This is a genomic window from Escherichia sp. KS167_9B (assembly GCF_030295215.1).
Taxonomy (GTDB): Bacteria; Pseudomonadota; Gammaproteobacteria; order Enterobacterales; family Enterobacteriaceae; genus Escherichia; species Escherichia coli_F.
Genome location: NZ_AP025754.1, coordinates 3,482,723 through 3,506,134 on the forward strand (window position 1 = coordinate 3,482,723; position 23,412 = coordinate 3,506,134).

A 23,412-nucleotide genomic window follows, 5' to 3' on the forward strand; every position below is an offset into this window, starting at 1 on the left:
TTCACTATCCTCCGACGACTTCACGATTCAGGTAAGTTTTTATCCATTTCTGCAGTAATTCATCGTTGATTTCTTTATTTTTTGCCATTTGCTGTGTTATTGCTCTGGCGTCAACCGCAGCCTCATTCGCATTATTCATCATGCGCTCATCGATCTCTCTTGGCTCAATAAGAAAGACACGAACGATGTTATTCGCATTTGTTCCTTCATATCCAAATAATTTACCAATAAATGGAATACTGCCTAATATTGGGATCTTGCGACTTTCATAGGTATTCGTATCTCGTGTATATCCACCAATCAAAAGACTTTTCCCTTGAGGCACGCGCGCAATAGTACTTATAAGCGTTCTACCAACCTGAGGCAGGTCATCAACATTGGTCTTGTCGGAATTGATTTCATTGCCATCTTCAATATTCAAGAGTAATTCAATTTGATTTCGCGAAGCAAATCGTGGTAGCACGCTAATCATCGTACCATAGGTTACTTCATCCAACTCCGCAGTACGCTCGCCGACTAATTTAGTATAGAAAGTACGGTTATTATCAAATATAGCAGGAATATTCTCCTGTGTTAAAACGACAGGACGAGCAACAACGGCGGCTCTTCTTTTTTGCGCAAGTGCCTGTATTGTTGCAATAAACTGTGTCCCATCCAGGGTACTAATTGAACCTGAATTATTAAATGATGCACTTAGGCTGGATCCAATTTTTATCGTGCCCGACCAGTCAGCTCCTAACTGTTCTAGATCAGTCTTATCAATATCTATTATCCATAAAGATAATTCAATATGTCGCTTTGGAATATCGAGCGTAGCTACTAACTTCTCGATAAAATCAACCTGAGATACTGTTCCTTTAACAAGTAAACTGTTGGTATCTGGATATGCAATAATTTGTATATCGTCAGTCTCTGGCGCTCCAGCTGTCGATATTATTTTCTCTACTTGTAGGTCATCATCTTCTTCAGCACCAGGAAAAGGAGGCATACGTGATACGTTTTTTAGTTGTTGACGACTTGAAATTTCAGAAAGTACGTTAACCCCAGTGCTTTGCTTAATGTTATTATTTAACAACGTCGATAGTACTTTTGCCATGCCAGGAATAACTATCTTTTCGCCACGTAATTCATAAGTCCGGTCATTAACGAATGTGTTGACCAGGTGAATAATACCTACTTTATTGCGTCCGATCTCAATGCCATCACTGTTTTGCTCCATTAATTTTGCAGCATTAACGACCAGGTCAACATAAACCGGTGGCCCCGATACATAGAAAGTACCATTGCCGCCCCCTTTAATTTCATAACGAGAGTTATACAGACCCGATTTTTTTAAAAAATTATTAAACTCATTCGTCGATACCTTTCTCAGATTAATCAGCGCATTACGCATCTCTGATGAGTCATAGATATAAATAGCTTTGCCATCATCGTACCAAATAAGTCCCATCTGCGCCGACAGGCGTTCAATCAAGGCATAGGGTTCGGTTAAATCAAAATTTCCGCTGATCTGTTTCTTCATGGCAAGCTTACTTACTATTGTAGGCTTACCCGCATATGATGAAACCGTTTCAAAAAAACTACGTAGATTTTCTTTATTTGCTACGTATCCATTCGCTGCTGTGGCATATGCACCAGGAGTCAATAATCCATTAAAAATGCATAAGGCTGAAATTAATATAATAGTAATACGTAATTTTATTTTCATAACTTTTTACATAGTTCTCTCGGTGTTTTTCCTAACCGGCTTTTTACTTCGGCTGAAAAGTGTGATGAGGATGAGTAGCCATATTTATGCGCAATAGTTGTCATATCACTGTTTCCTTCAATGATTTCCAACACGGCTCTGGCAACTCTCCAGCCACATAATTCCGTTTTAACTTTACCACCCAATGCATAACTACATAAACGGCGAAAATGTGAATACGATACGCCGTAAAGCTCACCAAGATCATAGAGTGAAGTCTGTATGAGCGATTGCGATAATAAATAGCGAACCAGTTTATAGCATTCTGTTTTTCTTAGATGCTGAAACAGAATTTCATTAATATTATCGCTGCTCAGATAAGTGGCTAAAAACCAGGCTTCACTTGCAACTTTACTGAATAGCACAACTTCTGATGCAAAGGGCAAGGCATCAGCAAACAAGTCATGGTGTTCCCTTTCCACACTCCCTGTTGATTCATCTATAAAAGCTAATAATTTACTCAGGATATCAATGCGAAGTGGATGATAAATTACTTTCCCTGCAGTTACCTCAATTTGGCTTCGGTCAATGAGCAGTAATATGTCTTCCACTACCATTAATTTTTGATGGTTATTACCAATCGTAATAACAAGGGTTACATCCTTGTTTTCATTTCCCCGTAAGAACCACATTTCAGGGTCCAGTAGGGTTAACTTCTGTCCTTGAAGCAAAACATTCATTGGAAGTAACAGCCCTTCTTCAATCATGTTTCATCTCCTTATTCCATATTCTCATTCTCCATAAACTTGCAATAAAAACATGATTAAAAAGTGATGATTCCTATTTATAAAATAATGATTTTGTTATGAGCGAATAGCTATCAGCCACTTACAGTAGTAAGTCATCCTGTCCATATACAGAATTGCAACTGTTGATATGTTTTACTTAAACATACCCCGTATTTCTTATAACACTTGTTTGGTGACTATTTTCAATAAAAATCATATTTGTTAGTTACACATTAACGCACTGCGAGTGTTTTGTTACTCCCCGCATATATTTTATTCTCCTGTTCGATTCTATTTTTCTTAATCGATCATATAATTTTCTTGTTAGTCGGATTTACGAATCATGAGACTTATAATGGAAGGAATGAGACTAAGCGGCCAGGTTAAACCTGTAATTATTGCAGCAAACAACCGATATGTTACTTTTTCTTCCGAGAAGATAAATATTAAAGTCGATGTCACAACCAGACCTATCAGGTAAGCTAACAGTAATTTATTGATCACTTTTACCTCCCCTTTCGATTTCTCTTTGAGCGGTCCTTTTAATCCAGGACCGCCTCATTATGAAAACTATTTATTTCCCTCATCATTGATAAGGTTGGACATCTCTTTCAACATGAGAGTCATTGAAGCTTTCGACCAATTTAGCGGAATGATAGGGCTTGGCGCTTCATGCAAAGTTCCCGACTTGTGGATATAGTTATAGCTTTCGGGAAGTGCCATTTCAGGTACACTCCTGCCATTTGCACCAATCATATTCTCGCCTGTTATTTGGGCCAATGATCTATTCATAAATTGCACTGAGTCATTCAAATACTCTTCTTTTCTTGATTCTTTATAAACAATTGCTGCTGTTTTTGCATACCATGAGTCAAAAAACCATTCTGCTTCTGTTGATGGTATGAAGCTCATTTCTCTTTTCGCATATGAATTTTGATCGGTATCGGTTTTAATATCATTGAACCAAAAATTTGCCGACTGATAATTATCCTTCTCGTATCTTTTTATACCATACGGACCTGCTAGTTTTTTAACTATTTTTAGAACTTGCTCTTTTCTTCTGGTATTTATCTTTGAAAGATTTGCAGGATAAATAACATTAAGTAAAGCCGCATCGGCTTCTCTGTAATGTTTATCTTTTTCCAGATAACCTGGGGATTCTCCCCCTAAATCAAGCTGTAACGTTATTCTTTCATAACCTTTATCTATGAGGTGGTTCAACCTCGTTGTTGAAAGAGGTTCATCCAGTTCATTAGCTTTAGCTTCGCGTAGTAAATCAGAGATAAAAACAGAGTCTTTCTTCGAGAGTAGGTTTGACAAACGTTCCAGTCCAGAGGTCACCAGTGCAACGGAAGATGTGTTTAATCTGGCATCTTCTTCTTCCCACGCTCCGGAATCTTCCATAACATAGAAATTGGCTTTATCCAGATAAGCAATCAGCAGCGCAACCGATTTTAATCGGTCACCTTTTTGCCAATCTTCAGCGTTAATAGTACCAGTGTCGATTGCTTGTATAAGGAGATCAAGATAAAGACCTAACGCATCATTTTGTTTATGGTTCCACAGCTGCGGCTTGCCTTCTTCCTGCACATCTGCCATCACGGGGGAGTTGCTGTCAAATCGGATATGCACAGCATTCATTTGCCCAGGAATACCATCCAGTCGTTTTGGGTTGCTAATGACGTCCTGCATCCGCTTAATCTGGTCGGGCGTAGACATATAATCCCACAGAGTGAGCAGAACCTTTTTTGCGGCTACACTATTTCCCTGATCTGATACTAATGCCATATAGCCCCATAAACTATCCCTCAGCCAGACAGCATCATAGTGGGTTTCTGCCGCTGTTTTGTCATCTTCGAAAGTAGAAGCAAGAATAAATGTTCCCCAGGGTTTCTCCGTCAACGTTAACTTTCGTGTATTTTCTGTTAATGTTAACAATCCTTGAATTTCGTCTTTGGTATAGTGGCTCTTTATTTCATTTTGTAATTTGGCTGAGTGAATCAGAAGACGATAATTAGGATACTTATCTGGATTTAACGATAAATAACTTTTATCAGTTGCTGCCCCTGTGGAATTAAGAATGTTAAATACAGATTCACTCGACACTTCTGCCCCTGTCGCCTGGCATGTGCCGCATGAAAATATACCAGCGAGCAGAAGAGTTAATGCAGATTTCCCTTTCATAAATGAAGCGGCGCACGAAAAACGCGAAAGCGTTTCACGATAAATGCGAAAACTTTAGCTTTCGCGCTTCAAATGAAACAGCAGTATTAATTACTGCTTTTTATTCATTACATGGGGATCACTTAGGGTATGGCTGAACCTTGAATAGCTTGGTATTTAGTCGCTTCCTTGCTCGCTTGTTCAGGAACCTGATGTAGCGATACTGATTAAATTTGTGCACCACAGCACGCTCTTTATTAGCCCGTAAATACACGCCTCGTTGTCCACCGCGTTTAATCGCGTTCATCGTTATCTCGTGATACCACTCACCATCCAGCTCGTAGAACGTGCTTTCATGGCTGCCAATAAAATCAAAATTTGACGCCTGATACACAACGCCAGCACGTCCGCAGCGTTCGTCTGCAAAAGACTGAACCCACTCCACTGACGGATACAGTAACCTTATGGTTTTCAGTGCATAACTGATGGCCCGTGATTCAGAGTTGCGGGGCATGTCGTCGTGTAGCCACATGCGGTTCAACTCCATATAGCCCCGGTTATCCGTTTCAAGCACGACACGACGACCTGAGTTGGGGTTAAGGGCATATCCCCACTGGAGAACGCCAACCAGATCGCGTCCGCTGAATACTCCCAGGTGGAGGTAAGAGTTATTCACAAAACGGCGGGAATAGTGCTTTGTCTGAATAATTGTGCGGGCCAGCCAGCAGGATATGGTTTCAACGCGCAGCTCCTTTGAACCATAGCCAACAATCTGGCCTTCATACTCAATAACGCACGGTTTCGTCAGAATGCGTGATTTTTTCTCTTTTCCCACAATGTTTCTCCGTGGGATGCTCGCAGGCATTCAGCATTATGATGTGACGTTTGCAACGCGGACACCTGATTTCAATGTGATCAAAGGAATCCGCCTTAAATAACAGTTTGTTGCAGTTTTTACAGCGAATTGATTTCATCTCACCTCCTTTGCATCAATTCGCCATTATCTTAAAAAACATCATGGGTTGAGTGTGGTTATTGAGACATAATCGATCTGTATTACCGATCGATTTGATTTATTCGATCGTCGTTTTCTATATGCGTTCGTTTCGCGGGGTGTTTTTTATACAGAGTTGACAGGGCCACATCGTAGATCAATGCAACCTGCTTGCGGGGGATTCCTTGTGCTAATAAACGCCCGGCCTGCTCCCATTCCGCTTTGGTTAGTTTAGGTGGTCGCCCACCAATACGGCCTTTATTTCTGGCGGCAGCAAGTCCTGCCATCGTTCGCTCGATGATTAGTTCTCGTTCCATTTCAGCCAGGGCACCCATAACGTGGAAGAAAAAACGCCCCATTGGGGATGACGTATCAATACTGTCAGTAAGGCTGCGAAAATTAATCCCTCGCTCCCGTAGTTCTCCGACGAGAGAAATCAGATGTTTCATGCTTCGCCCGAGGCGATCCAGTTTCCAGACAACCAGTGTGTCACCTTTTTGAAGACGCTTTAAAGCGCGCTTTAATCCAGGTCTGTCTGTCCTTGTTCCGCTTAATTTATCTTCAAATATTTGTTCACATCCTGCACAAAGAAGAGCGTTTCGTTGCAGGTCTGTATTCTGGTCATTTGTTGATACCCTTACATAGCCAATCAGCACTCTGGATCTCCCGTTTAAAAGCGCAAATCATGCCATGCAGGCCGGAAACAGCCATTATCTAAAACCTCGGTTTACAGGAAACGGTAAATCAGGCTTCTGGCGCATTGCAGAAAAACAAGAACGGTGAAGATATTCCGAATAAAGATAAATTCATACAAAACACAGGGGCTTGTCGTGCATTTAGCGGTCAGACTGATATCGATGGTTCACAAGGTGAATGGTCGACAGTTGCATTTATCTCGTGGCTGGAGAATAACGGAGCTTTCCGACATCCATACTGGATGTGTAAAGGGTCATGGTCCTATGCCAGAAACAGGGTTATTACGGATACCGGTTGTGGAAATATCTGCCTTGCCGGAGCCGTGATTGAGGTTATGGGAACCCGCGGCGCAATGACCATACGCGTTACCACGCCGAGCACATCAAGCGGTGGCGGAATTACTAACGCTCAATTCACTTATATTAATCATGGTGATGCTTATGCTCCTGGCTGGCGACGAGACTACAATACGAAAAACCAGCAGCCTGCATTTGCTTTAGGGCAAACAGGAAGCAGGGTTGCAAATGATAAAGCTGTTGGCTGGAACTGGAATAGCGGCGTTTATGATGCAGATATCAGTGGCGCATCGACATTAATCCTCCACTTCAATATGAATACGGGGAGCTGCCCTGCTGTACAGTTCCGCGTGAATTACAGGAACGGCGGTATTTTTTATCGTTCAGCGCGTGATGGTTATGGATTTGAGGCTGACTGGTCAGAGTTTTACACCACGACCCGCAAACCCTCTGCGGGAGATGTTGGTGCATACACGCAGGCAGAATGTAACTCAAGGTTTATTACAGGTATTCGCCTTGGCGGTCTGTCATCTGTTCAGACATGGAATGGTCCCGGCTGGTCTGACAGGTCAGGTTATGTCGTTACGGGTTCAGTTAACGGAAACCGTGATGAATTAATTGATACAACTCAGGCAAGGCCAATTCAGTATTGCATTAATGGAACGTGGTATAACGCGGGGAGTATTTAATTATGATGCACTTAAAAAATATTACTGCTGGCACCCCTAAAACAAAAGAGCAATACCAGCTAACGAAACAATTTAACATCAAATGGCTTTATACAGAGGATGGGAAAAACTGGTATGAGGAACAAAAGAATTTCCAGCCAGACACTTTGAAAATGGTCTATGACCATAACGGCGTTATTATTTGTATTGAAAAGGATGTTTCAGCAATTAATCCGGAAGGCGCAAGCGTCGTTGAATTACCTGATATTACAGCAAATCGCCGGGCTGATATTTCGGGTAAATGGATGTTCAAAGATGGCGTAGTGATAAAGCGAACTTATACCGAGGAGGAACAGAGGCAGCAGGCAGAGAATGAAAAGCAAAGCCTGTTGCAACTTGTCAGGGATAAAACCCAGCTATGGGACTCACAGCTACGGCTGGGCATCATTTCCAACGAGAATAAACAAAAATTAACCGAGTGGATGCTCTATGCGCAGAAGGTCGAATCCACAGACACCTCCAGCCTGCCAGTAACGTTTCCAGAACAACCAGAATGAAACAAGGCCCGCTATCGGGCCTTAATTTTTATTCAGGCTTTTGTGGCCATTCAGGATTTGCCGTATCCACACGGCTGACCAGAACACTGTAGCGTTCCCATGCTTCCAGTCGTGTGCGTTCCTCGTCTGTTGCCATATTCAGCCTGACAGCGCGTTCCAGCGGCTGGATGACTGATTCAGCTTCGGAAAGCAATGCGGCCTTTTGTGATTCGGCTTGTTGTTGCTGTTCGTCTGCCGTATAAATCCGTTTAACCACAGCTCCATCCTTAAACATCCACTTTCCTGAATCATCAGCGCGGCGGTTGGCTGTAATATCTGGAACCTCAACGACGCTAAAACCTTCAGGGTTAAGCGTGGAGGCATCTTTGGTGATGGCGACAATAATATTATTTTCATCGTAAACAATCTTTATTGTGTCTGGTTGAAAGTTTTTCACTTCCTCATACCAGTTTTTTTCGTCCTCAGAGTAAAGCCAGATGACTCCGTGTTTCTTTGTTAACTCATACTGTTCCAGTGTTTTAGCGTTAACCGCTTTTATGTTCTTTAAGTGCATCATATTAAACGCTCGCTACATTATACCAGGTGCCATTTATATACTTTTGAACGGGTCTGTAATAAACGCCCGCTATATTATCGGCAGAGTTGGACCCTGTATCCTGAACATTAATACCAGACAATACATGACCTGACGGGCACTGGAAATTCCATGTTTGCCAGTTGTTCACACCATAATATTGCTGTGAACCAAGTCGAACATCGTGCACGCCGATTTGTCTGAGGTAAGATGACAACCATCCTCCCCATGCAGTACCATTAATGTCACCATTCGATGCCAAAGTCGCTCCACCGGCAATTACCGGACCTGGCGAAAAAAATGATTTGTCGTTCGGGTTAAACTGCCATAAGGCTCCATTGCCGTTATCGCCACACACATGAATACATGGTACCGGGAATCCCTGCTGTTCAGTCAGCAAATAGCCAAAACTGACGGCTCCCGGATACCCCTGTCCATTGCGAATGGACAAGCCCTTAACTATCGGCACGTAATGACCACCAGGAGAGGGATTCCAGGCAAACTGCGTCTGAACAAAAGGCGCAGTGGCATTATTCAACTGGTCTGCAAATGCGCCACTTCCATCAGGAATTATTCCCTGATGAATATATGCAACCCGCTTATAAAAATCAGCAGATGCGGGTTGAAGCCCAAATGCCAGTTGTCCATTTGAATAGAATAAAAGGACACCGTCGCCGCCCTGTTTAATACCAGTGTCGTTATCTCCGAGAGTAATGGAATTACCGCCCAGTGCGTTATCTGTACCAAGCGCCAGCCCACCATCAATTTTGGCCCCGTGGCTGACAGATATAGCACCTGTTCTCAGATTTATAGCGAATGGCCTTAATGGGCCGATATCACCGTTTTCGCCTTGTCCTTCAGCCGTCGGAATGAAATGAAGAAAATCTTCTGAACGACGGAAAATAAGACCGAAGGCATCATTGAAAATTCGCAGCGCATTCATCGTGCCAATTTTCAGTTCTCCGGTCATTTTATCGCCGGAACGCTGAACGGCGTTACCAGCCCTGTTTACCGTTTCCTGTAAACCGAGGTTTTGGATAAACAGCGGCTTATTGGGAATATCTGCTCCGTTCCGGTCTTTTGCCAGACGGGCATTAGCATTATCCATCGCAATTTTCACCGCTTTTGCGGTGGCTGCCAGCGTTTCACTGGGGCTGTCAGTGGCACTGGTTAGCTGAACGAGTCCTTTTTTGTTCAGGCTGGCATCATAGATATCCAGATTTTCACGTGCTGTACGCTGTGCTGATGCCCCGGCAGTTTTAATTTCGCTGAGGTTATTTTTTATCAGCAGCGCGTTATTGCTCATAATGGCTTTAATGGACAGTGCAAGCTGGTTTAATTTTGTTTTATCCGGTTGAATACCGGCTTCTTCCAGCGTGTTTAATAACTCCGCCTGCACAATATTAAACCAGTCCATGCCGGGCCATGTGATAACATTATTCCCGTTACCTTCTGAAAACCAGCGAACGATAGCACTACGCTGGGCGGATACGGGCGGCATGACGGTTACGCCGCTGTCGTTATCAATATAAAACATTAGTTATCTCCGTCATGGTAAACAAATTTATAAATCTGATGCGCGGGTTTATATTTCTCCAGTAAACATTCCAGCGCACCCGATTCATAAACACGTAACGGCGTCAGAACATTATCCAGCACCGTTGCGTTGCGATAATTTTTAATACCGTAAATATTGACCTGCGTAACCCACTGGCCTTCTGTGGAATCCGTCAGCCTGACGGTAAAACCGTACTGCGCAGCCAGCCATTCATAAAAGCGCCGACTCAGATTGCCGGTCATACGCATTTTATTTGCGGCAGCCCGCTGGCGTTCTGACAGGGTGCCGTTTTCGCTGGTACAGTCCGGCAACCCCAGAAATGATTCCCACTCACCCAGATACCAGCGGGATGTGGACGGGAAACGCTCCCGCAGCATTTGCCGCGCATCATCCGCCGCAGTGGCAATCACGTCGCTGATGGCCTGCGCCAGCGCAGATAATTTGCTGTCGGGGCTTTTATTCCAGGCAAGCCCTGACGGCAGTAATTGCAGAAAGGCCGTCTGATAGGGTGTTACAGCCATTCAATTGTCCCCGGTGTTAACAGTTCCGTATTCTCCGAACGCTGGATCTCTGTCGGGAAACGCACTTCAAAATCATCCAGACCGGTAACACCTGCCACCGCACGGATAATACGGGAGGGGGCAAGTGCGCCGCCCGGCGTCACCTCATTAAAAAACATGGTATTAATGGCGTGAGTAATAGCCTGTTTCAGTTCGGCTGTCTTCGGTGATATATAAATCCGTGGATTTACCGGCTTTGCCTTTGGCGCAAATACAGTGACATTTACACCGTCAGGCTGTCCGACAATCAGACCAGTGATCGGGTCAGTATGACCGGCGATATAATCCGCCACGCGTTCCACATCTGCCGGTTGTGGAAAAATATTGCTCCGGTTATCCATAACAAACGTCACCCCGACTGTGCCACCGCCTTTCCATGTCGGAAAACACCAGGCACGGGTAACGCCGCTGACTTCACGTGCCCAGCGAACGTAATCAAACTGATTACCGCCGAACGGAGGGTACTGGACACGATATTCCAGCCGTGACAGCAGTTCCGCTGCACTCTCAATATCAGCTCCACCGGAAAACCCTTTTACAGTGATGGCATCGGAAACAACACAGGCAACCGGGGTGATCAACGTTAAAAGGGTATTCTCACCGGTATTTCCTGCTTCACCGGCAGCCAGTGCGGTAACGGTAATTTCCGTCGTTCCTGCACGGTCAATCACAATGGCATCAGCCAGGCTGTAAACCACACCATCAGCACGCTGCCAGCGTGTACCGGCAGGAATGGTGGTCGCTGCCGATGTGGTGACAGTCAGCGGGCCGCTGGCGGCTGTCGCCTGTTTGCGGCGCACGCCCCAGAACCGGCAGTGCTCCAGCAACTCATCTTCATCTGCTGTCGACGGGATAATCTGCCGTCCAACCCATGAAATATGCTCGTGACAACCGGCAGCAAGGCCCGCCTGAGCATAAGCAATGGCACTCAGCGTTTTTTCACGGGCCTGAGGCCAGCTACCCGGCAGGCGCTGTTCAATATTCTGTTCTGTACGGGCAATCAGCGATGATAATGTCGGTGGTGAATAAGCCATTTAAACCCCGTTAAATGCTGCTTTAAACTCATAAGGAATAACGGAACCATCCGGTAATGTCAGTGCAATGTAGAGGTATAACCAGCCCTGATGTAACTGTTCCGCTCTGACGTTAATCGCACTTACCCGGCCCGCTGTTTTCAGCCATTCCAGCGCCTCTTCGGCATACCCTCTGGCGCGTTCCAGCGTATCCGGTGTGGCTTTTTCACGTGATAACAGCCACAACCGCGAACCGATGGGGCGGTCGCGGTAACTGTCACCCCACCATCCACGGCGATCATCTGAACCATCCGGCAGCGTGTCAGAATCCAGCGCGCGCCGGTCGGTAAACAGGGAGATTGTCACATCGGTTGTCAGGCTGTCGTCGGTCAGCATATCAATACCATCCTGCGCAATATCGCCGCGTCCGTTCGTCCAGATAATGGCTAAATCGGTCATTGCATCGGCCCTGTGGTTCCGCCGCTGTCGCCACGGTGGATATGCTTATCCGTCGATTTGCCATTGATGATGGCATCCGGGGCAGTAATATTGCTGTCGAACTGGCTTTTACCTTTAACGCCCAGACCTTTCTGGATCTCAACGTCGCCGGTAAACGTGGTTCTGGGTGTGTCAACGGTCATACTTTCATCAGCGTAAACCTCAACCGTTTTACAAGTAATGATGCAGCGCCCGTCCTTTGTCAGCCTGATACGATGCCCCTCGTGGTGGTAAATGCCTGCATCACCCGGTTCAAGATTTGTCGGGCGGTAGCGGCGGTCTTCCACCACAACGGCAATCCCCTGATCACGTTGTGCGCCTACACAGGCAATCAGCGCCTCTGCGCCCGGCAGGGGAACGCTGAAATGCCCGTAATTTTGCAGGCGCTCCACTTCATCGGCTTCCTCATCATCCAGCAGACCGACCTGCAGGTTCTGAACCTTTCGCCCGTCGTTAATCACGTTAACAACGGCACGCGCAAGCATCAGACGCACACGACGCATCAGCGGTGTCAGCAGGCGGTTCATGGCGGAATCATTTACTCTTTCCACGGCGGCGTTTTCTCCGGGTGTCTGCGATAATAATCTTCAACCAGCGCATCAATACCGCCGTTACTGTCGCCGCCTTTCCTGTTTTTACGGTCGCTTTCAACCGGCACCAGAAAGCCTTCGCGTGGTGCAAGGCTGACGCGGGTTTTCAGCCCGTCCTGGTCATTCAGTATCAGGGTGACTTTGCTGACCAGTAATTCCGTGGTTTTGATGGCATATTTCGAGGCATCAATAGTGACCAGCAGGTTCGGCATCCAGAGTTGCCCGTCCTTGCGTGTCCATCCGTCAATTTCAGCCTCAAAGGTGATGGATTTTGCCAGTCTGCGGCGTTGCTCACGCAGGGCGCGGGCCTGTGCATCCTTCGCCGTAATTTTGCTGTCAGCAATGATGATCATCGGTCTGTAACGGGTCACATCACTGTCAGTGGCGGTCCCTTTCCGGGAGACGATACTTTTCGCATCAATATCATCACCCTCAGCACCATTTGCGCGGGCATACCCCTTGACGGTGTATTCGCTGAACCGGTCGCGGAAGTCTTCCTCAAAATCCAGTGTCAGCAGATTTTCTCCGAGAACCAGCTCATCAGTGGCTGTGCTGGCAGCCCGGCTGAATACCAGCTCTCCGGCGGCATTGCTGGTCATCAGTACACCGCGTGCGCGGGAGGCACGCACCAGCGCCTCATAAACGGTTTCTGAATGGTCCAGCGTGAAGCCGGGAAAAGCTGCCGAACTTTCCTTATCGGAAAGCTCCCAGCGAACGGTAACGCCATAAGGGGTGCACAGGTCACGCGCAATCTGCTCCAGTGTGCGGTTTTTCCACTGTCCGCCACTGTAAACGGCAGCACAGTCAATCAGGTCAGCCGTTTTGTCACGTCCGGCGATAGTGATTTTCATACTGTCAGCGGTCATCTGGCGTCGCCGTGAATCGATATAACCGGTGCAGACAATCTGCCCCCCGATTTCCAGCGTGAACGCCTTCCCCGGTGCCAGACCGGATAAATCCGTACCCGGTGGCACGTTCACCCCCAGCTCAAAATATCCGGCTACGGATTCAATCGAGCGGGTGACAGAGACTGACGTCCAGCCGGTAAAAAGCCTGCCATCCGTTCGCAGCGTGACGGTATTACTCATTAATCACCTCAATACTGACACCACCGGGAACAAACAACGGGTTGCTGATACCGTTCCTGCGGGCCAGCCGTTGCCAGTTCCGGCTGTTTCCTGTGTAACGGTACAGGGCCACCATTGCAGGCATCGTCTCCGGCAGGCGGTGCGTTTCACTGCCCGCCAGTTGCAGCCCGCGTTTTTCCAGGTCGGCAACAACCAGCAGACGCAGTTGCGTAAGCTGAACGCTGTCTGTCGAAAAGCCCTGCTCAGATGCCGTCAGAATGACGGTATCCAGTGCAGCCCCCAGCATGGCGGCTGTTTTTCCGATATCGGACACACTTTCAAATACCGGGGGCGTGGCTGTACCACTGTCTGAAAAGGATACCTGTGAAAAGCCGCCGTCCGGGGTTATGGCAGTTAACTGTAACTGTCCCTGTGTGACGGTAGCAGATGTGCTGCTGGCCCCGCTGGCTGTGCCGGTTGTGGTGGACGGGGCATCCAGTACAGGTGCACGGGCGGCATTATCCATCCGGCGACTGAAATCCAGTGCCGCAGTCAGTGCCTGGCTGGCAGCTTCTGCCCGGTATGTCTGCGCCGCTGCCAGCATGACGTAGTTCAGTGTGGCAATATTTTTTTCTGCAACCGGACTGTTGTACGAGGTTGTGATTGTCCCCTGTCTGCCTGCGGTGGCGGCATGGCGACGTTCTAATCGCTGCGCCAGACGGTTCCATGTGGAAAATGCTGTCCGGGTATCGCATAACGATGAAACGCCGGACAGCGCCCCCATCAGCGAGGAGGCCAGCATGGCAGGCTGGTTAATCAGGCTGGTCACAGAGCCTTTCATCGCAGAAAGCGATCCCATCAGACCGCTGACAGTCTGCGTAACCCCCAGATTGTCCACCGCATCACTGATATCATCGATGACACCGGTTACAGCTTCCATCACGGCGGTTGCCGCCGCAGTGCCATCTTTTACGGTCTGCCAGACAGAGGACAGCGTATCTCCCAGAGAACCGGTTACAGCAACAGCCTGTGCCGGTACGGCTGCACTGGTGTCTGTTTCTGCGTCCGGGGCAGTATCCTGCAACGACGGATAAACGGTAACGGTGAACGCGTAATAATTCAGTTCATCCGCTTTAGTGCGGCATTCCCATGAATCCACCATGACGTCCACAGTGCCGAAATCAGGATGTACCAGCTCACCGCTGCCCGGAGCATCAAGAGCATCCATCAGCGCACCCGCTTCATCTCTGGCTGTTTCTGCGTTGCTGTTCAGAATGCAGGCGCTGAATGTACGGGAGCGAAGCTTTTTCCCCAGGTCATTGACGCCGCCGGTATCACGTAACGGGTACTCACGTTTAACCAGGCGACGTCCGCCAGCCTGTTTTTGCTCCTCGATGACGAGAAACGGCACGTTACGGAACGTGCCTTTGCCGGTTGTTTTCCTGCCTCCACCGGTTTTATCCCGGACAGCATTAACGGCATTTAAAGCATCTTCAAACATGGTTTTACCAGCCCGTAATGTAGTTATCGCCCGCGTAAATATTCAGCCCCATACCGTCCTCGGTGACGCGGGAACTGGTCAGACGTAACCCCTCGCCAAGTTCGACGCGCAGCGAGGCTTCCGCATTCACTTTTTGCTCCTGCGGCTCCTTATCCGGGGCCGTCCATTTCTGATACAGGTCGGTTACAAAACCGCCCAGATACTCCCCGGCGACACTGCCCAGCGTGGCACCGGCAACCGTACCCAGCGGTCCGGCAAGGCTGCCAACGGCACCGCCGAGCCATGCACCGGCTGTACTGCCAATTGCGCCTGCTTTTTCATGGGTTGACGCCTGCTCATCCATCAGGACGGGGGCAAGCTGGAGTGCCCCCATTACCGGGCCACCCAGACGTGACAACGCACGACCGGCACCTTTCCCCATCCAGCCCAGCGCCCCGGCACCTTTTGTCACAACCCGACCGATCGCACTGCCTGCAAGTTTGTTTCCGATACCGGAAAACCACCCGCCAACAGCACGCCCGGCATCAGCCAGCTTTCCGACCGTTCCCGTAACCAGTTGCCCGGCAGCACTGCCTGCAAGCCTGCTCAGAAGACCGGATTTACCGGGTAAAGGTAATGGTGCAGGCCGTGCCGTTACCGGTACGCCGGGTGGGGGTAATGCCAGTACAGGGCGTGGTGCAGGTAATGCCAGCGGCTGTGGCCCGGACAGCAATAACGGCTGGCGGGGTAACAGCTGGGCCATTCTTCCGCCGCTCCGTCCGCGACGACCGCCGCCACTCCCGTAGCCACCAAATCCACGGGGCCAGTTGATGACAAACACACGCTGAATGCCGATACCCTGCAACAGCGTCTCAGACGTCATGGCATCCGGGACCGGCAGACCTGCCTGCCCACGTTTGCGGTTTCGCATCCAGCGCCACATACGACGCCCGGTTTTAAACGGATAACTGGCAACCTGCCATGAGGGTTTTGCCACGGCCCAGCCTGCTCTCAGGGCTTTATTGGCAAGCCAGACAGACACCAGAACAGCAGCCAGTTTTTTCAGGCTGACAATATTCTGGTCAACCCATGCCAGCGCATCTTTACCCGGTTTCAGCCAGCGCCATAATTCCTGCGCCGCGATTTTTACCGTTCTGAACGTGGTCAGAAATTTCTGACCAATGTTTTCTGCCAGTGCGTCAAGTTCCCCGGATTTATCCGCCATGTCGTGCCAGTTAAGCACCCGGCGCATCTCGTTCTTGATTTCTTCAAAGGGGCCGCTGTTTGCCACCTTTATGCGAAATTCAAGCAGGTTAGCTTCCATCTGGGCGAACATCCCGTCCCAGGAGTTCATCGCACTGGCCTGTGCACCTTTTGACTGTTCTGACAGCGTTCTGAATACCGTCAGAATGGATTTCATGCCCAGCTTGCCCTTTGTACCCAGATCACGGATTTTTTTAACGTCCGTTCCCGTTGCATCCGCCAGCGCCTGATAAACGTTGATACCGTAACCGGTCAGCAGGTTGGCATCCGCCGCTGTGATTTGCTGGCGGGCAAACATCTGTTTCAGTTGCAGTGAGGCACCCTGTGCAGTGGGTAAATCCCAGCCGTGCATGGCCCCCTGATCCTGCAACATGGTGATGAACTGTTTCGTCTGTTCATCCGTCATGCCGAAGCCTTTCGACGAACGGATCTCATCAAGGACACCACTCAGCCCCCACGTGGTGTCCTTCGCGTTCTGCTTCGCCCAGGCCATCATGGCCTGCGCTCTGACCTTATCGCCGTGATACAGCGAGTTCATGGCGATGATCTGTTGCTCACGCTGGGCGGCTGCACCAATAAACAGTTTATTGGCGGTGTAACCCACGCCAGCGATACCCAGCGCCCCGGCTGACAGCATTCGGAATGTACGGGTTGACAGTGAACCCATTCTGTCAATGGCACCAGAAACGCGCACAACCTCCATACGCAGGGCACGAAGGGAACTTTGCCCGCTACGGGACAGGGCGTTTATCTGGTTCGAATACTGGCGGGAACGCCGGGAAAGATTGCCATTAAGATCAATAATGACAGACGCCTTTAAGCGTTTCCCGGTCATAGAGATTTCCTGATTTAACGGTGATATTGAGAGAGGGTTTTAGCCTGCTGGCAGTGCCGGAAAAAGCGGGACAGCGGGAGAGACAAGGCCCATTCCGGGCCACTTTTCAGAATAACGCCAATCGCTGTCGCCGCTTTCTCAATATCATTCCGGCACCGCAGCCACTCGCCCCCGTTCTTGTGTCAGCGATGCCGCCACAGCCATGTCGTGCATCTCTGTAGCCAGCGACAGACGCTGGAAGTCATCAACAGACAGCTTGCGCATCAGCGCCAGCGATAACGGGCCTTTGATGCAACCCACGCTGGCAATCTGTCGGCGCAGCATTTCCAGTCCCATCCGGGACGGGGAACTGACCAGCACCGGGCCTTCCTTGCTCATTACCAGCTTTTCAGCAGCCGCCTGGGCATCAATCAGATCGCCTGCGGTCAGTTCACGCAGTGTGACGTCATACTGCATTTCAGTCTCGTCACCGGTGCCGAACGGCAGGCCGTCTTTCAGTTTCAGACCACCGGACTGAAGCTCAGCCACAATGCTGCCACGCAGTTCTTGTGCTTCAGGACTTAAATTCATTTCGTCCATTGTTTCCCCTTATGCAATGCGTTTGCTTTGTTTTGCCATCAGTACCAGCGAAATTTCGCCGCCGTCGTTTTTCGGTTCATCTGCCTGCCAGGCATTCGCCATCATCCAGGTTTCACCGGTGTCTGCCTGAAACTCTGCCGTGATGTTTTCCCAGCCGATGATTTCATCAAGACCGATATCACCACCGCCCGGAATTTTGCATTCCAGCTTTGCGGCACGTGGTTTACCTTTCCAGCCATAAACCCGCGAGCCGGTCACTTCTTCACGGGTGATACCGGAAGGCGTGAAGGAGGAACCTTCCATCGTTTCAAGCTCCATGCCATTGACACGGATGAACGCCACCCCCTGACGCTGATTTCCAGCCATAAATGCTCCTTACAGAATGAACTGAACTTGTGCCGCGAAAATGCGGAACTGGTTAATCAGATTCGGGCCGCACAGCACATCAAGACGGTCTTTGTCGTCCTTGTTACGTGCCACATACAGCTCCTCTTTGAACGTGTCGAAATCCTCGACCAGTCCGGCGTTTTCCCATTCTTCAAACAGTGCCAGCAGCTCCGTTTTGATCACGGATGGCGTCACCACGGCCTGACCGGTGGCAAAGCGGGTGCCATCACTTGCCAGCTTGTAGTTCGGGAATTTCTGCGTGATGCGGGTTCGCAGCGAATAACGCAGATAACTCAGCGTGGCGATGGTATTCACGTTCAGATAAGACGGATCGCTGTCACCGTACTTGTTTGTGCGGTACATCGTGATCATGCGTTCAATCTGCATTTCACCACCATCATTCACGTTAAACGTGGAGATGCCGTCAAACAGCAGCGCATTACGTTCTGACCAGGTGAAACGATCCCCCACCGCAGGCGGCATTCTTCCGGGCAACGTCAGCGTCTGGAGTGGACGCGCCGGGTCGATGGAAAGCGCCTGGCTGGCAACGGCACACAGTGTGGCGGCGTACAGATATGACGGTTCCGGTGCACCGGCAATCCCCATACAGGAAATCAGATGGTCATTACGGCTGACACCAAACGTGGAAATGTCCCCATACGTGCCGGACAGCACTGTCACGGCAAAGCCATCAGCCTGATTGACCGGTCCCCAGCGTTCCTGCAATTCAGTGCGTAACAGATTCAGGTTCGGTTCATCGGTATAGGGCATCACAATATATTTGTATTGCAGATCGCCCATTCCCGCGATACTTGCGCTGATATCCGGGTTGCCATTTTTCCCGGAGGCGGCTTTGAATGCTGTGATAATCCCGTAAGGGGTGGTTTCACCCGCATAATAGTTCCAGCGCACGTCCACGGCAGATAATGCACCCGTAAATTTTGCACTCAGAACCACATCTGCATGGGTGTCATCATCCCCGCTGTCTGCGCGAACTTCTGCCGTCACCGGTAAATCCGGCTGGCCTTTGATTCGGGCAACCAGCAGGTCAGCCAGCGCCGCTCCCGTTGCACCTGCTGCGACAGATACCGCCAGTCGCTGACCGGCAATGTAAGTCACAAGCGAGCCGTTTTCGCCTGCCGTTCCTGACAGTGAAATTTCACCGACAGCAGCATTACCGGTGCCGTTCCCCTGCGGAATACACCACAGCTCCGCCACGCGGTTAGCGTTCAGGAATGCATCTGCCATCAGTGCCAGCATGGAACCCTGACCAAACGCCGCACTGGCCTGTGAGCCGGAACGGATACGGACAGGCACGTCTGGTGCCGCACTGGCTTGACTTCCGCTTTGCCCGAACATCAGCACACGCTGACGGGGTGCCGGTGTTCCACTGACGGCATTACTGTTATCAAATTCGATATACGTCAGAGGAACGCGAACATCTGACGGGATCGCGTTAAATGAAATATCGCTCATTTCGATTTACTCCGTTTTTTCGGCGCAGCGTCGGTATCATCCGCCGTGTTTTCGGTGCTCCCGACTTCAACCACATCACCGGCTGCAAGGCGACGTATCCAGAAACTGTTACGGGGCTTTTCTTCTCCCTCCGGAGCCAGTAATTTCATCGTGAGCGGGTCACGGATGGCTTTTCCCGCTGCGGGTTTAATTTTCAGCATCATGATCCTTTTCCTGATTCACATTGATATGTGCGGCAAATTCCGGGGTTTCATCCGGGAATTTCCAGGTCTGCCAGTGACGCTCGTAATCATCCAGCGAATCCATGTCCACCACGGATGGCAGCGGGGTAGTGCCACTGAACAGAACGCCGTAAAGCACCACACCGGCATTGATACGGTTGTCGTCACAAAGATTTCTGACCTGCGTCAGTCTCATCCCGGTGGTCGGGCCAAACGTCTGACCGTTAACACCGGCAATCAGTCGCTCCACAATCTGATAAATACCGGGCCGGTTTACCGGTTCCCCGTTCAGCAACTCCGCCACGACAAAAAATGCCCAGCGACTTTCAACTTCCCGACGCGTACGCCCCTCACCACAGCCCATCCATGCCAGAAATACCGATGGCGGGGCCAGAAAGAGACGGTGCACATCCTCGTTAGTCCATGTGCCGGTAAGGGGTTCCACCTGCCGCAGGGTTGCCCCAAACAACTCACGAACGCGCGCCAGCAGTGCGGCTTCGGTTTCTTCCAGCATCAGATAAACCCCTTCTGTTTTCGTGAGAAGACCGGCGCGTCAGACTGCACCTGCACAAGGTTTTCACCATCCGGCGAGGCTGCCGTCCTGCTTTCCACGCCGGGATCTGTTTTGCCATCGCGCACCTGTTCCAGCCAGCGCACTGTGTCCCTGTAGGCAGCGGTGATCTGCTCGGTGGGTTGTGATTCATTCAGATAAAACCAGGCCACTACGCAACACTGCCGTTTCAGCAGTGAGGGGACGACGGTAAGCGGCAGAACAAAACGCGCGGCGAGATAGCCATCAATAAAGGCCGAAGCATCTGCCAGTGCCTGTTCTGCCACGGCATCATCCGGCTGCCCGTCCGCTGTTTTAGGGCGGGTGAGAATATCCAGCCGCGTACGCGTATAGCGGGCGCACAGGTCATTTACCGTCGCGTAATTCATGCATCTGCCTCAGCCAGCGCCGCTTTGATTTGCGCACTGCTCACCGATTCCCCCAGCGCCGCACTGACGGCTTTCACTTTGGGTTCTCCCCCTGCGGTAAAGTGCTCCGGGTTTGCCTTATCCAGACCGGCAATGGTCGCACGGATACGGGCGTTCAGATCGCCCACACCCAGAACGTCCAGCCCCCCAGCCTCAGCGAGCGTTTCTGCTGACGATGCAGATACCACAGACAGCACGCTGTCGGCACGAATGATCGCCAGTTGTTCTTCGGTGACTTCCACGGTGTTTTCGCCACGAATAAAGGCGATTCCGGCGCGGCGGTAGACCGGACGAAGGCATTTAATAATCGCCGTGCAAATGATGCGAGAAGTGTCCAGCCGTTGTGAATTAAACGAAGTGCCTGACATAACACATGCTCCTCCTTTTCCTTTAAATCAGGTTAAAAGGCGGTCTGAACCGCCTTTTAATGACGGTTACAGGTAGTCAGCGACAACCAGTTGCAGCTTGCCCTTCATCTCGTTGGAGACGGTGGTATTGCCATCCGCGAACAGCTCACGGTTAAGCAGTTGCTCTGCGGCTTTTTCCAGCCCGACCGGTACAACGATATGCGTCGGCTTCAGGCCCAGCTTCTTACCGCCATCACCTTCAAAAGATCGCATCAGTTGCCAGCCCTTCCAGAGGTTATCCAGCGTCAGATCGCCTTTTACCGCGACAGCCATCTGCCAGAAGCCGTAACCGGCAGCACGGCGGGCGCTGGCACCAAACAGGAACTCGTTATCCATAAAAACGTGGTCGTCATCGATACGGGTACGTGCGACCAGTTCCGGTTTGCGGCGCTCCTGGAAAATCAGCGGTTTGACTGCGCGGGAGCAGTCCAGCAGATAGAATGGCAGACCGCTGAAGCTGTCCTGTTCAACGATGTTGGAGGTATTCGTTGCGTCGCCCGTGCCGTCCACATTCGGATATACCGGATGCTCCTTGTCGAAGAAGTTCTGACCGTCATAGCAGGGCTGGGTAAAGCCATCTTTCAGAAGTTTAAAAATCAGCTCATCCGGCTGAACTGCCGCAGAACGCCCCATCTCCTGAAAAATCGGCGCATAAATACCCAGATTGTCATCCTCGAAGTCATCACGGGAAATACCCACGGTGCCTTCAAACGTTTTATTGGCGATGGAGTAGCCATGCGCTTCCATTTGCTGAATGGTTCGCTTACCCACCCATTCTTTCATGGCAGGGAATTTACCCAGCCAGCCATAGGTATTACTGCGGGTGGAAGAGTTCACCACCATTGCAATTTTGCTGTACTGCGACGGGGCGTCTTCAAGACCGCCCTGAAAATCCTTACGCCAGGAGGTCATCAGGGCTTTAATGGATGCCGGGGTGACAATCATTTTTCTTGTTCCTGTTTCATTTTCAGATACTCAGCCTCTGTAATGCCGAGCGCCTTCACTGCTGCCTGTTCATCAGCAGACAGCACCGCCACAGCCGTTTTTTCCTGCGACGGGATTTTCGCTGTGGTGGTCTGCATGGCAGATAACGCAGCGATGGGCTGTTTTTTCTCAAGCTGTGCCGACAGTGCCGCCACGCCAATCTGACCGCCAAGCTGTTCCAGATAGGCACGTTCGCTTTTGAAAATGCGGCCTTCCTGTTCCGCCTTGTCCAGAACGGCGCTCAGGCTGGCTGTGGCGCTTAGTGCAGTCGCCTGTGCCAGTTCATCACGCAGGGCGTTGTAGCTTTCCACCGGGACGTATTTCGTCAGGTCAACGGCGGCTTTCTGTGCCTTTTCCAGTTCGGCGGATAACGACGCCACTTTTCCGGCATCTGTTTCGAGCGCATCAAGCGCACTCAGGGCCGCGCTGGCCTGTTCATCGGTGATGTCTGCATTTTCGGGGACAGTCACCCCAAGACGCGCAAGCAGCTTGCGCAGCGTTTCATTCATGGGTTTGTTCTCCTGTTGAAGGATGTCGGGAAGGTCTGCCGCCAGTGCGGTCAGCTTTTTCATGCCGGTGGCACCGGGGTCATTGGTCAGCGCAGCAAGGCGGATTTGCAGCACCGCACCGGTGGCGGTGTCATACGGAAAAACCGCAGAGAGATAACCAAATTCGCCGTCATCGATGCGCTGCTGGGCCGCCGCCGTCCAGCGTGGGTGGATAAATAACCCTTCACCTTCACGCCACTGCATTTCATCGGCGTTAAACCAGCCAGCCGCGACGAGTTGTTCCGGGGGTAATCCTTTGTCCTTACGTAGCTGGTTATGCTCGTAATCAATCAGCACGTCCTGGTTGAGCGCGCGAACGCCTTCAACCAGACGCCCGGCAATCTCACCGTCGATGAACCACCCCTGACCACCTGTCACATCAAACGGGCGACCATCACGGGCACTGAAATGACCGGCAGGCAATAGCTGGCACCAGCCGTTATCGTCAATGGACAGCGCATTCAGTGCGGCAATGCCAATCGCGTGTTTTTTCATGTCCTGCTGCTCATCATGGTTTGTGAGCAGTCAGTTTGCGGGAGGTGCGG

Annotated in this window: 27 protein-coding genes; 2 read left to right on the forward strand and 25 right to left on the reverse strand. The window is 50.1% G+C overall.

All coding sequences use genetic code 11. From position 1 onward, the window contains the following. Positions 1 to 4 precede the first annotated feature (4 nt). The 7 genes from sctC to QUE34_RS17500 all read right to left on the reverse strand — a co-directional run bounded on the left by sctC (position 5) and on the right by QUE34_RS17500 (position 6,288). On the reverse strand, positions 5 to 1,708 hold the full coding sequence (gene sctC, locus QUE34_RS17470; RefSeq protein ID WP_103253731.1) for a type III secretion system outer membrane ring subunit SctC: 1,704 nt from the start codon (positions 1,706 to 1,708) through the stop codon (positions 5 to 7). Continuing rightward, positions 1,705 to 2,454 (reverse strand): type III secretion system transcriptional regulator EivF, encoded by a 750-nt coding sequence (eivF, locus tag QUE34_RS17475; protein ID WP_000568778.1) that lies wholly within the window; start codon positions 2,452 to 2,454, stop codon positions 1,705 to 1,707. Before eivF ends, sctC begins: the two co-directional genes overlap by 4 nt. A gap of 345 nt (positions 2,455 to 2,799) precedes the next feature. After that, positions 2,800 to 2,979: a GhoT/OrtT family toxin gene (locus QUE34_RS17480; protein WP_001301699.1), complete on the reverse strand. Its 180-nt coding sequence runs from the start codon at positions 2,977 to 2,979 to the stop codon at positions 2,800 to 2,802. 66 nt (positions 2,980 to 3,045) lie between these two features. After that, positions 3,046 to 4,659, reverse strand: a complete 1,614-nt coding sequence (locus QUE34_RS17485) for a glycoside hydrolase family 15 protein (protein WP_123059904.1) — start codon at positions 4,657 to 4,659, stop codon at positions 3,046 to 3,048. Positions 4,660 to 4,777: 118 nt separating this feature from the next. Further along, entirely contained in the window at positions 4,778 to 5,503 is a 726-nt protein-coding gene (gene mom, locus QUE34_RS17490) for a tRNA(Gly)-dependent adenine aminoacyltransferase Mom (protein WP_032216540.1), read from the reverse strand. After that, complete coding sequence (locus QUE34_RS17495; RefSeq protein ID WP_001300256.1) at positions 5,424 to 5,612, reverse strand: Com family DNA-binding transcriptional regulator; 189 nt, start codon at positions 5,610 to 5,612, stop codon at positions 5,424 to 5,426. Before QUE34_RS17495 ends, mom begins: the two co-directional genes overlap by 80 nt. 82 nt (positions 5,613 to 5,694) lie before the next feature. Next, positions 5,695 to 6,288 carry a recombinase family protein gene (locus QUE34_RS17500; RefSeq protein WP_001724390.1) on the reverse strand — a complete coding sequence of 198 codons (594 nt, stop codon included), beginning with the start codon at positions 6,286 to 6,288 and terminating at the stop codon, positions 5,695 to 5,697. 104 nt (positions 6,289 to 6,392) lie between these two features. Here QUE34_RS17500 and QUE34_RS17505 point away from each other — a divergent pair, with 104 nt between their 5' ends. Both QUE34_RS17505 and QUE34_RS17510 read left to right on the forward strand, forming a co-directional pair. Continuing rightward, a complete protein-coding gene (locus QUE34_RS17505; protein WP_286338866.1) occupies positions 6,393 to 7,313 on the forward strand; it encodes a phage tail protein in 921 nt (306 codons plus the stop codon). Positions 7,314 to 7,315: 2 nt separating this feature from the next. After that, the gene (locus QUE34_RS17510; RefSeq protein ID WP_096938415.1) at positions 7,316 to 7,849 is read left to right on the forward strand and encodes a tail fiber assembly protein; all 534 of its coding nucleotides are present in this window, start codon (positions 7,316 to 7,318) and stop codon (positions 7,847 to 7,849) included. A 28-nt stretch (positions 7,850 to 7,877) separates the two neighbouring features. Here QUE34_RS17510 and QUE34_RS17515 read toward each other — a convergent pair whose 3' ends face one another. The 18 genes from QUE34_RS17515 to QUE34_RS17600 all read right to left on the reverse strand — a co-directional run bounded on the left by QUE34_RS17515 (position 7,878) and on the right by QUE34_RS17600 (position 23,362). Then, positions 7,878 to 8,405 (reverse strand): tail fiber assembly protein, encoded by a 528-nt coding sequence (locus tag QUE34_RS17515; protein ID WP_063082526.1) that lies wholly within the window; start codon positions 8,403 to 8,405, stop codon positions 7,878 to 7,880. A 1-nt stretch (position 8,406) separates the two neighbouring features. Continuing rightward, the gene (locus QUE34_RS17520) at positions 8,407 to 9,960 is read right to left on the reverse strand and encodes a phage tail protein (protein ID WP_105268650.1); all 1,554 of its coding nucleotides are present in this window, start codon (positions 9,958 to 9,960) and stop codon (positions 8,407 to 8,409) included. Continuing rightward, the gene (locus QUE34_RS17525; protein WP_000301698.1) at positions 9,960 to 10,502 is read right to left on the reverse strand and encodes a putative phage tail protein; all 543 of its coding nucleotides are present in this window, start codon (positions 10,500 to 10,502) and stop codon (positions 9,960 to 9,962) included. Before QUE34_RS17525 ends, QUE34_RS17520 begins: the two co-directional genes overlap by 1 nt. Further along, entirely contained in the window at positions 10,493 to 11,575 is a 1,083-nt protein-coding gene (locus QUE34_RS17530; protein ID WP_000331811.1) for a baseplate J/gp47 family protein, read from the reverse strand. The genes QUE34_RS17525 and QUE34_RS17530 overlap by 10 nt, the downstream gene beginning before the upstream one ends. Further along, complete coding sequence (locus tag QUE34_RS17535; protein WP_000130548.1) at positions 11,576 to 12,013, reverse strand: phage GP46 family protein; 438 nt, start codon at positions 12,011 to 12,013, stop codon at positions 11,576 to 11,578. Further along, positions 12,010 to 12,603, reverse strand: a complete 594-nt coding sequence (locus QUE34_RS17540; RefSeq protein ID WP_096938418.1) for a phage baseplate assembly protein V — start codon at positions 12,601 to 12,603, stop codon at positions 12,010 to 12,012. Before QUE34_RS17540 ends, QUE34_RS17535 begins: the two co-directional genes overlap by 4 nt. Beyond that, complete coding sequence (locus QUE34_RS17545; RefSeq protein WP_105268652.1) at positions 12,591 to 13,730, reverse strand: phage baseplate assembly protein; 1,140 nt, start codon at positions 13,728 to 13,730, stop codon at positions 12,591 to 12,593. Before QUE34_RS17545 ends, QUE34_RS17540 begins: the two co-directional genes overlap by 13 nt. Then, a complete protein-coding gene (locus QUE34_RS17550; RefSeq protein ID WP_105268653.1) occupies positions 13,723 to 15,210 on the reverse strand; it encodes a DNA circularization protein in 1,488 nt (495 codons plus the stop codon). Before QUE34_RS17550 ends, QUE34_RS17545 begins: the two co-directional genes overlap by 8 nt. A gap of 4 nt (positions 15,211 to 15,214) precedes the next feature. Beyond that, on the reverse strand, positions 15,215 to 17,287 hold the full coding sequence (locus QUE34_RS17555) for a tape measure protein (RefSeq protein ID WP_105268654.1): 2,073 nt from the start codon (positions 17,285 to 17,287) through the stop codon (positions 15,215 to 15,217). A gap of 144 nt (positions 17,288 to 17,431) precedes the next feature. After that, entirely contained in the window at positions 17,432 to 17,866 is a 435-nt protein-coding gene (locus QUE34_RS17560; protein ID WP_105268655.1) for a phage tail assembly protein, read from the reverse strand. Positions 17,867 to 17,875: 9 nt separating this feature from the next. Continuing rightward, the gene (locus QUE34_RS17565) at positions 17,876 to 18,232 is read right to left on the reverse strand and encodes a phage tail tube protein (RefSeq protein ID WP_105268656.1); all 357 of its coding nucleotides are present in this window, start codon (positions 18,230 to 18,232) and stop codon (positions 17,876 to 17,878) included. Positions 18,233 to 18,241: 9 nt separating this feature from the next. After that, positions 18,242 to 19,729 (reverse strand): phage tail sheath subtilisin-like domain-containing protein, encoded by a 1,488-nt coding sequence (locus tag QUE34_RS17570; RefSeq protein ID WP_096938421.1) that lies wholly within the window; start codon positions 19,727 to 19,729, stop codon positions 18,242 to 18,244. Beyond that, positions 19,726 to 19,932, reverse strand: coding sequence for a DUF2635 domain-containing protein (locus QUE34_RS17575; protein WP_000979224.1), 207 nt, complete (start codon positions 19,930 to 19,932; stop codon positions 19,726 to 19,728). The genes QUE34_RS17570 and QUE34_RS17575 overlap by 4 nt, the downstream gene beginning before the upstream one ends. Then, positions 19,916 to 20,464 carry a phage protein Gp37 gene (locus tag QUE34_RS17580; protein WP_000888927.1) on the reverse strand — a complete coding sequence of 183 codons (549 nt, stop codon included), beginning with the start codon at positions 20,462 to 20,464 and terminating at the stop codon, positions 19,916 to 19,918. The genes QUE34_RS17575 and QUE34_RS17580 overlap by 17 nt, the downstream gene beginning before the upstream one ends. Beyond that, positions 20,464 to 20,889 (reverse strand): gp436 family protein, encoded by a 426-nt coding sequence (locus tag QUE34_RS17585; protein WP_001104972.1) that lies wholly within the window; start codon positions 20,887 to 20,889, stop codon positions 20,464 to 20,466. Before QUE34_RS17585 ends, QUE34_RS17580 begins: the two co-directional genes overlap by 1 nt. Next, positions 20,886 to 21,296, reverse strand: coding sequence for an HI1506-related protein (locus QUE34_RS17590; protein ID WP_096938422.1), 411 nt, complete (start codon positions 21,294 to 21,296; stop codon positions 20,886 to 20,888). The genes QUE34_RS17585 and QUE34_RS17590 overlap by 4 nt, the downstream gene beginning before the upstream one ends. A gap of 66 nt (positions 21,297 to 21,362) precedes the next feature. Beyond that, complete coding sequence (locus QUE34_RS17595; protein ID WP_105268657.1) at positions 21,363 to 22,280, reverse strand: Mu-like prophage major head subunit gpT family protein; 918 nt, start codon at positions 22,278 to 22,280, stop codon at positions 21,363 to 21,365. Beyond that, positions 22,277 to 23,362, reverse strand: a complete 1,086-nt coding sequence (locus QUE34_RS17600) for a phage protease (RefSeq protein ID WP_105268658.1) — start codon at positions 23,360 to 23,362, stop codon at positions 22,277 to 22,279. Before QUE34_RS17600 ends, QUE34_RS17595 begins: the two co-directional genes overlap by 4 nt. Between the last annotated feature and the right edge of the window lie 50 nt (positions 23,363 to 23,412).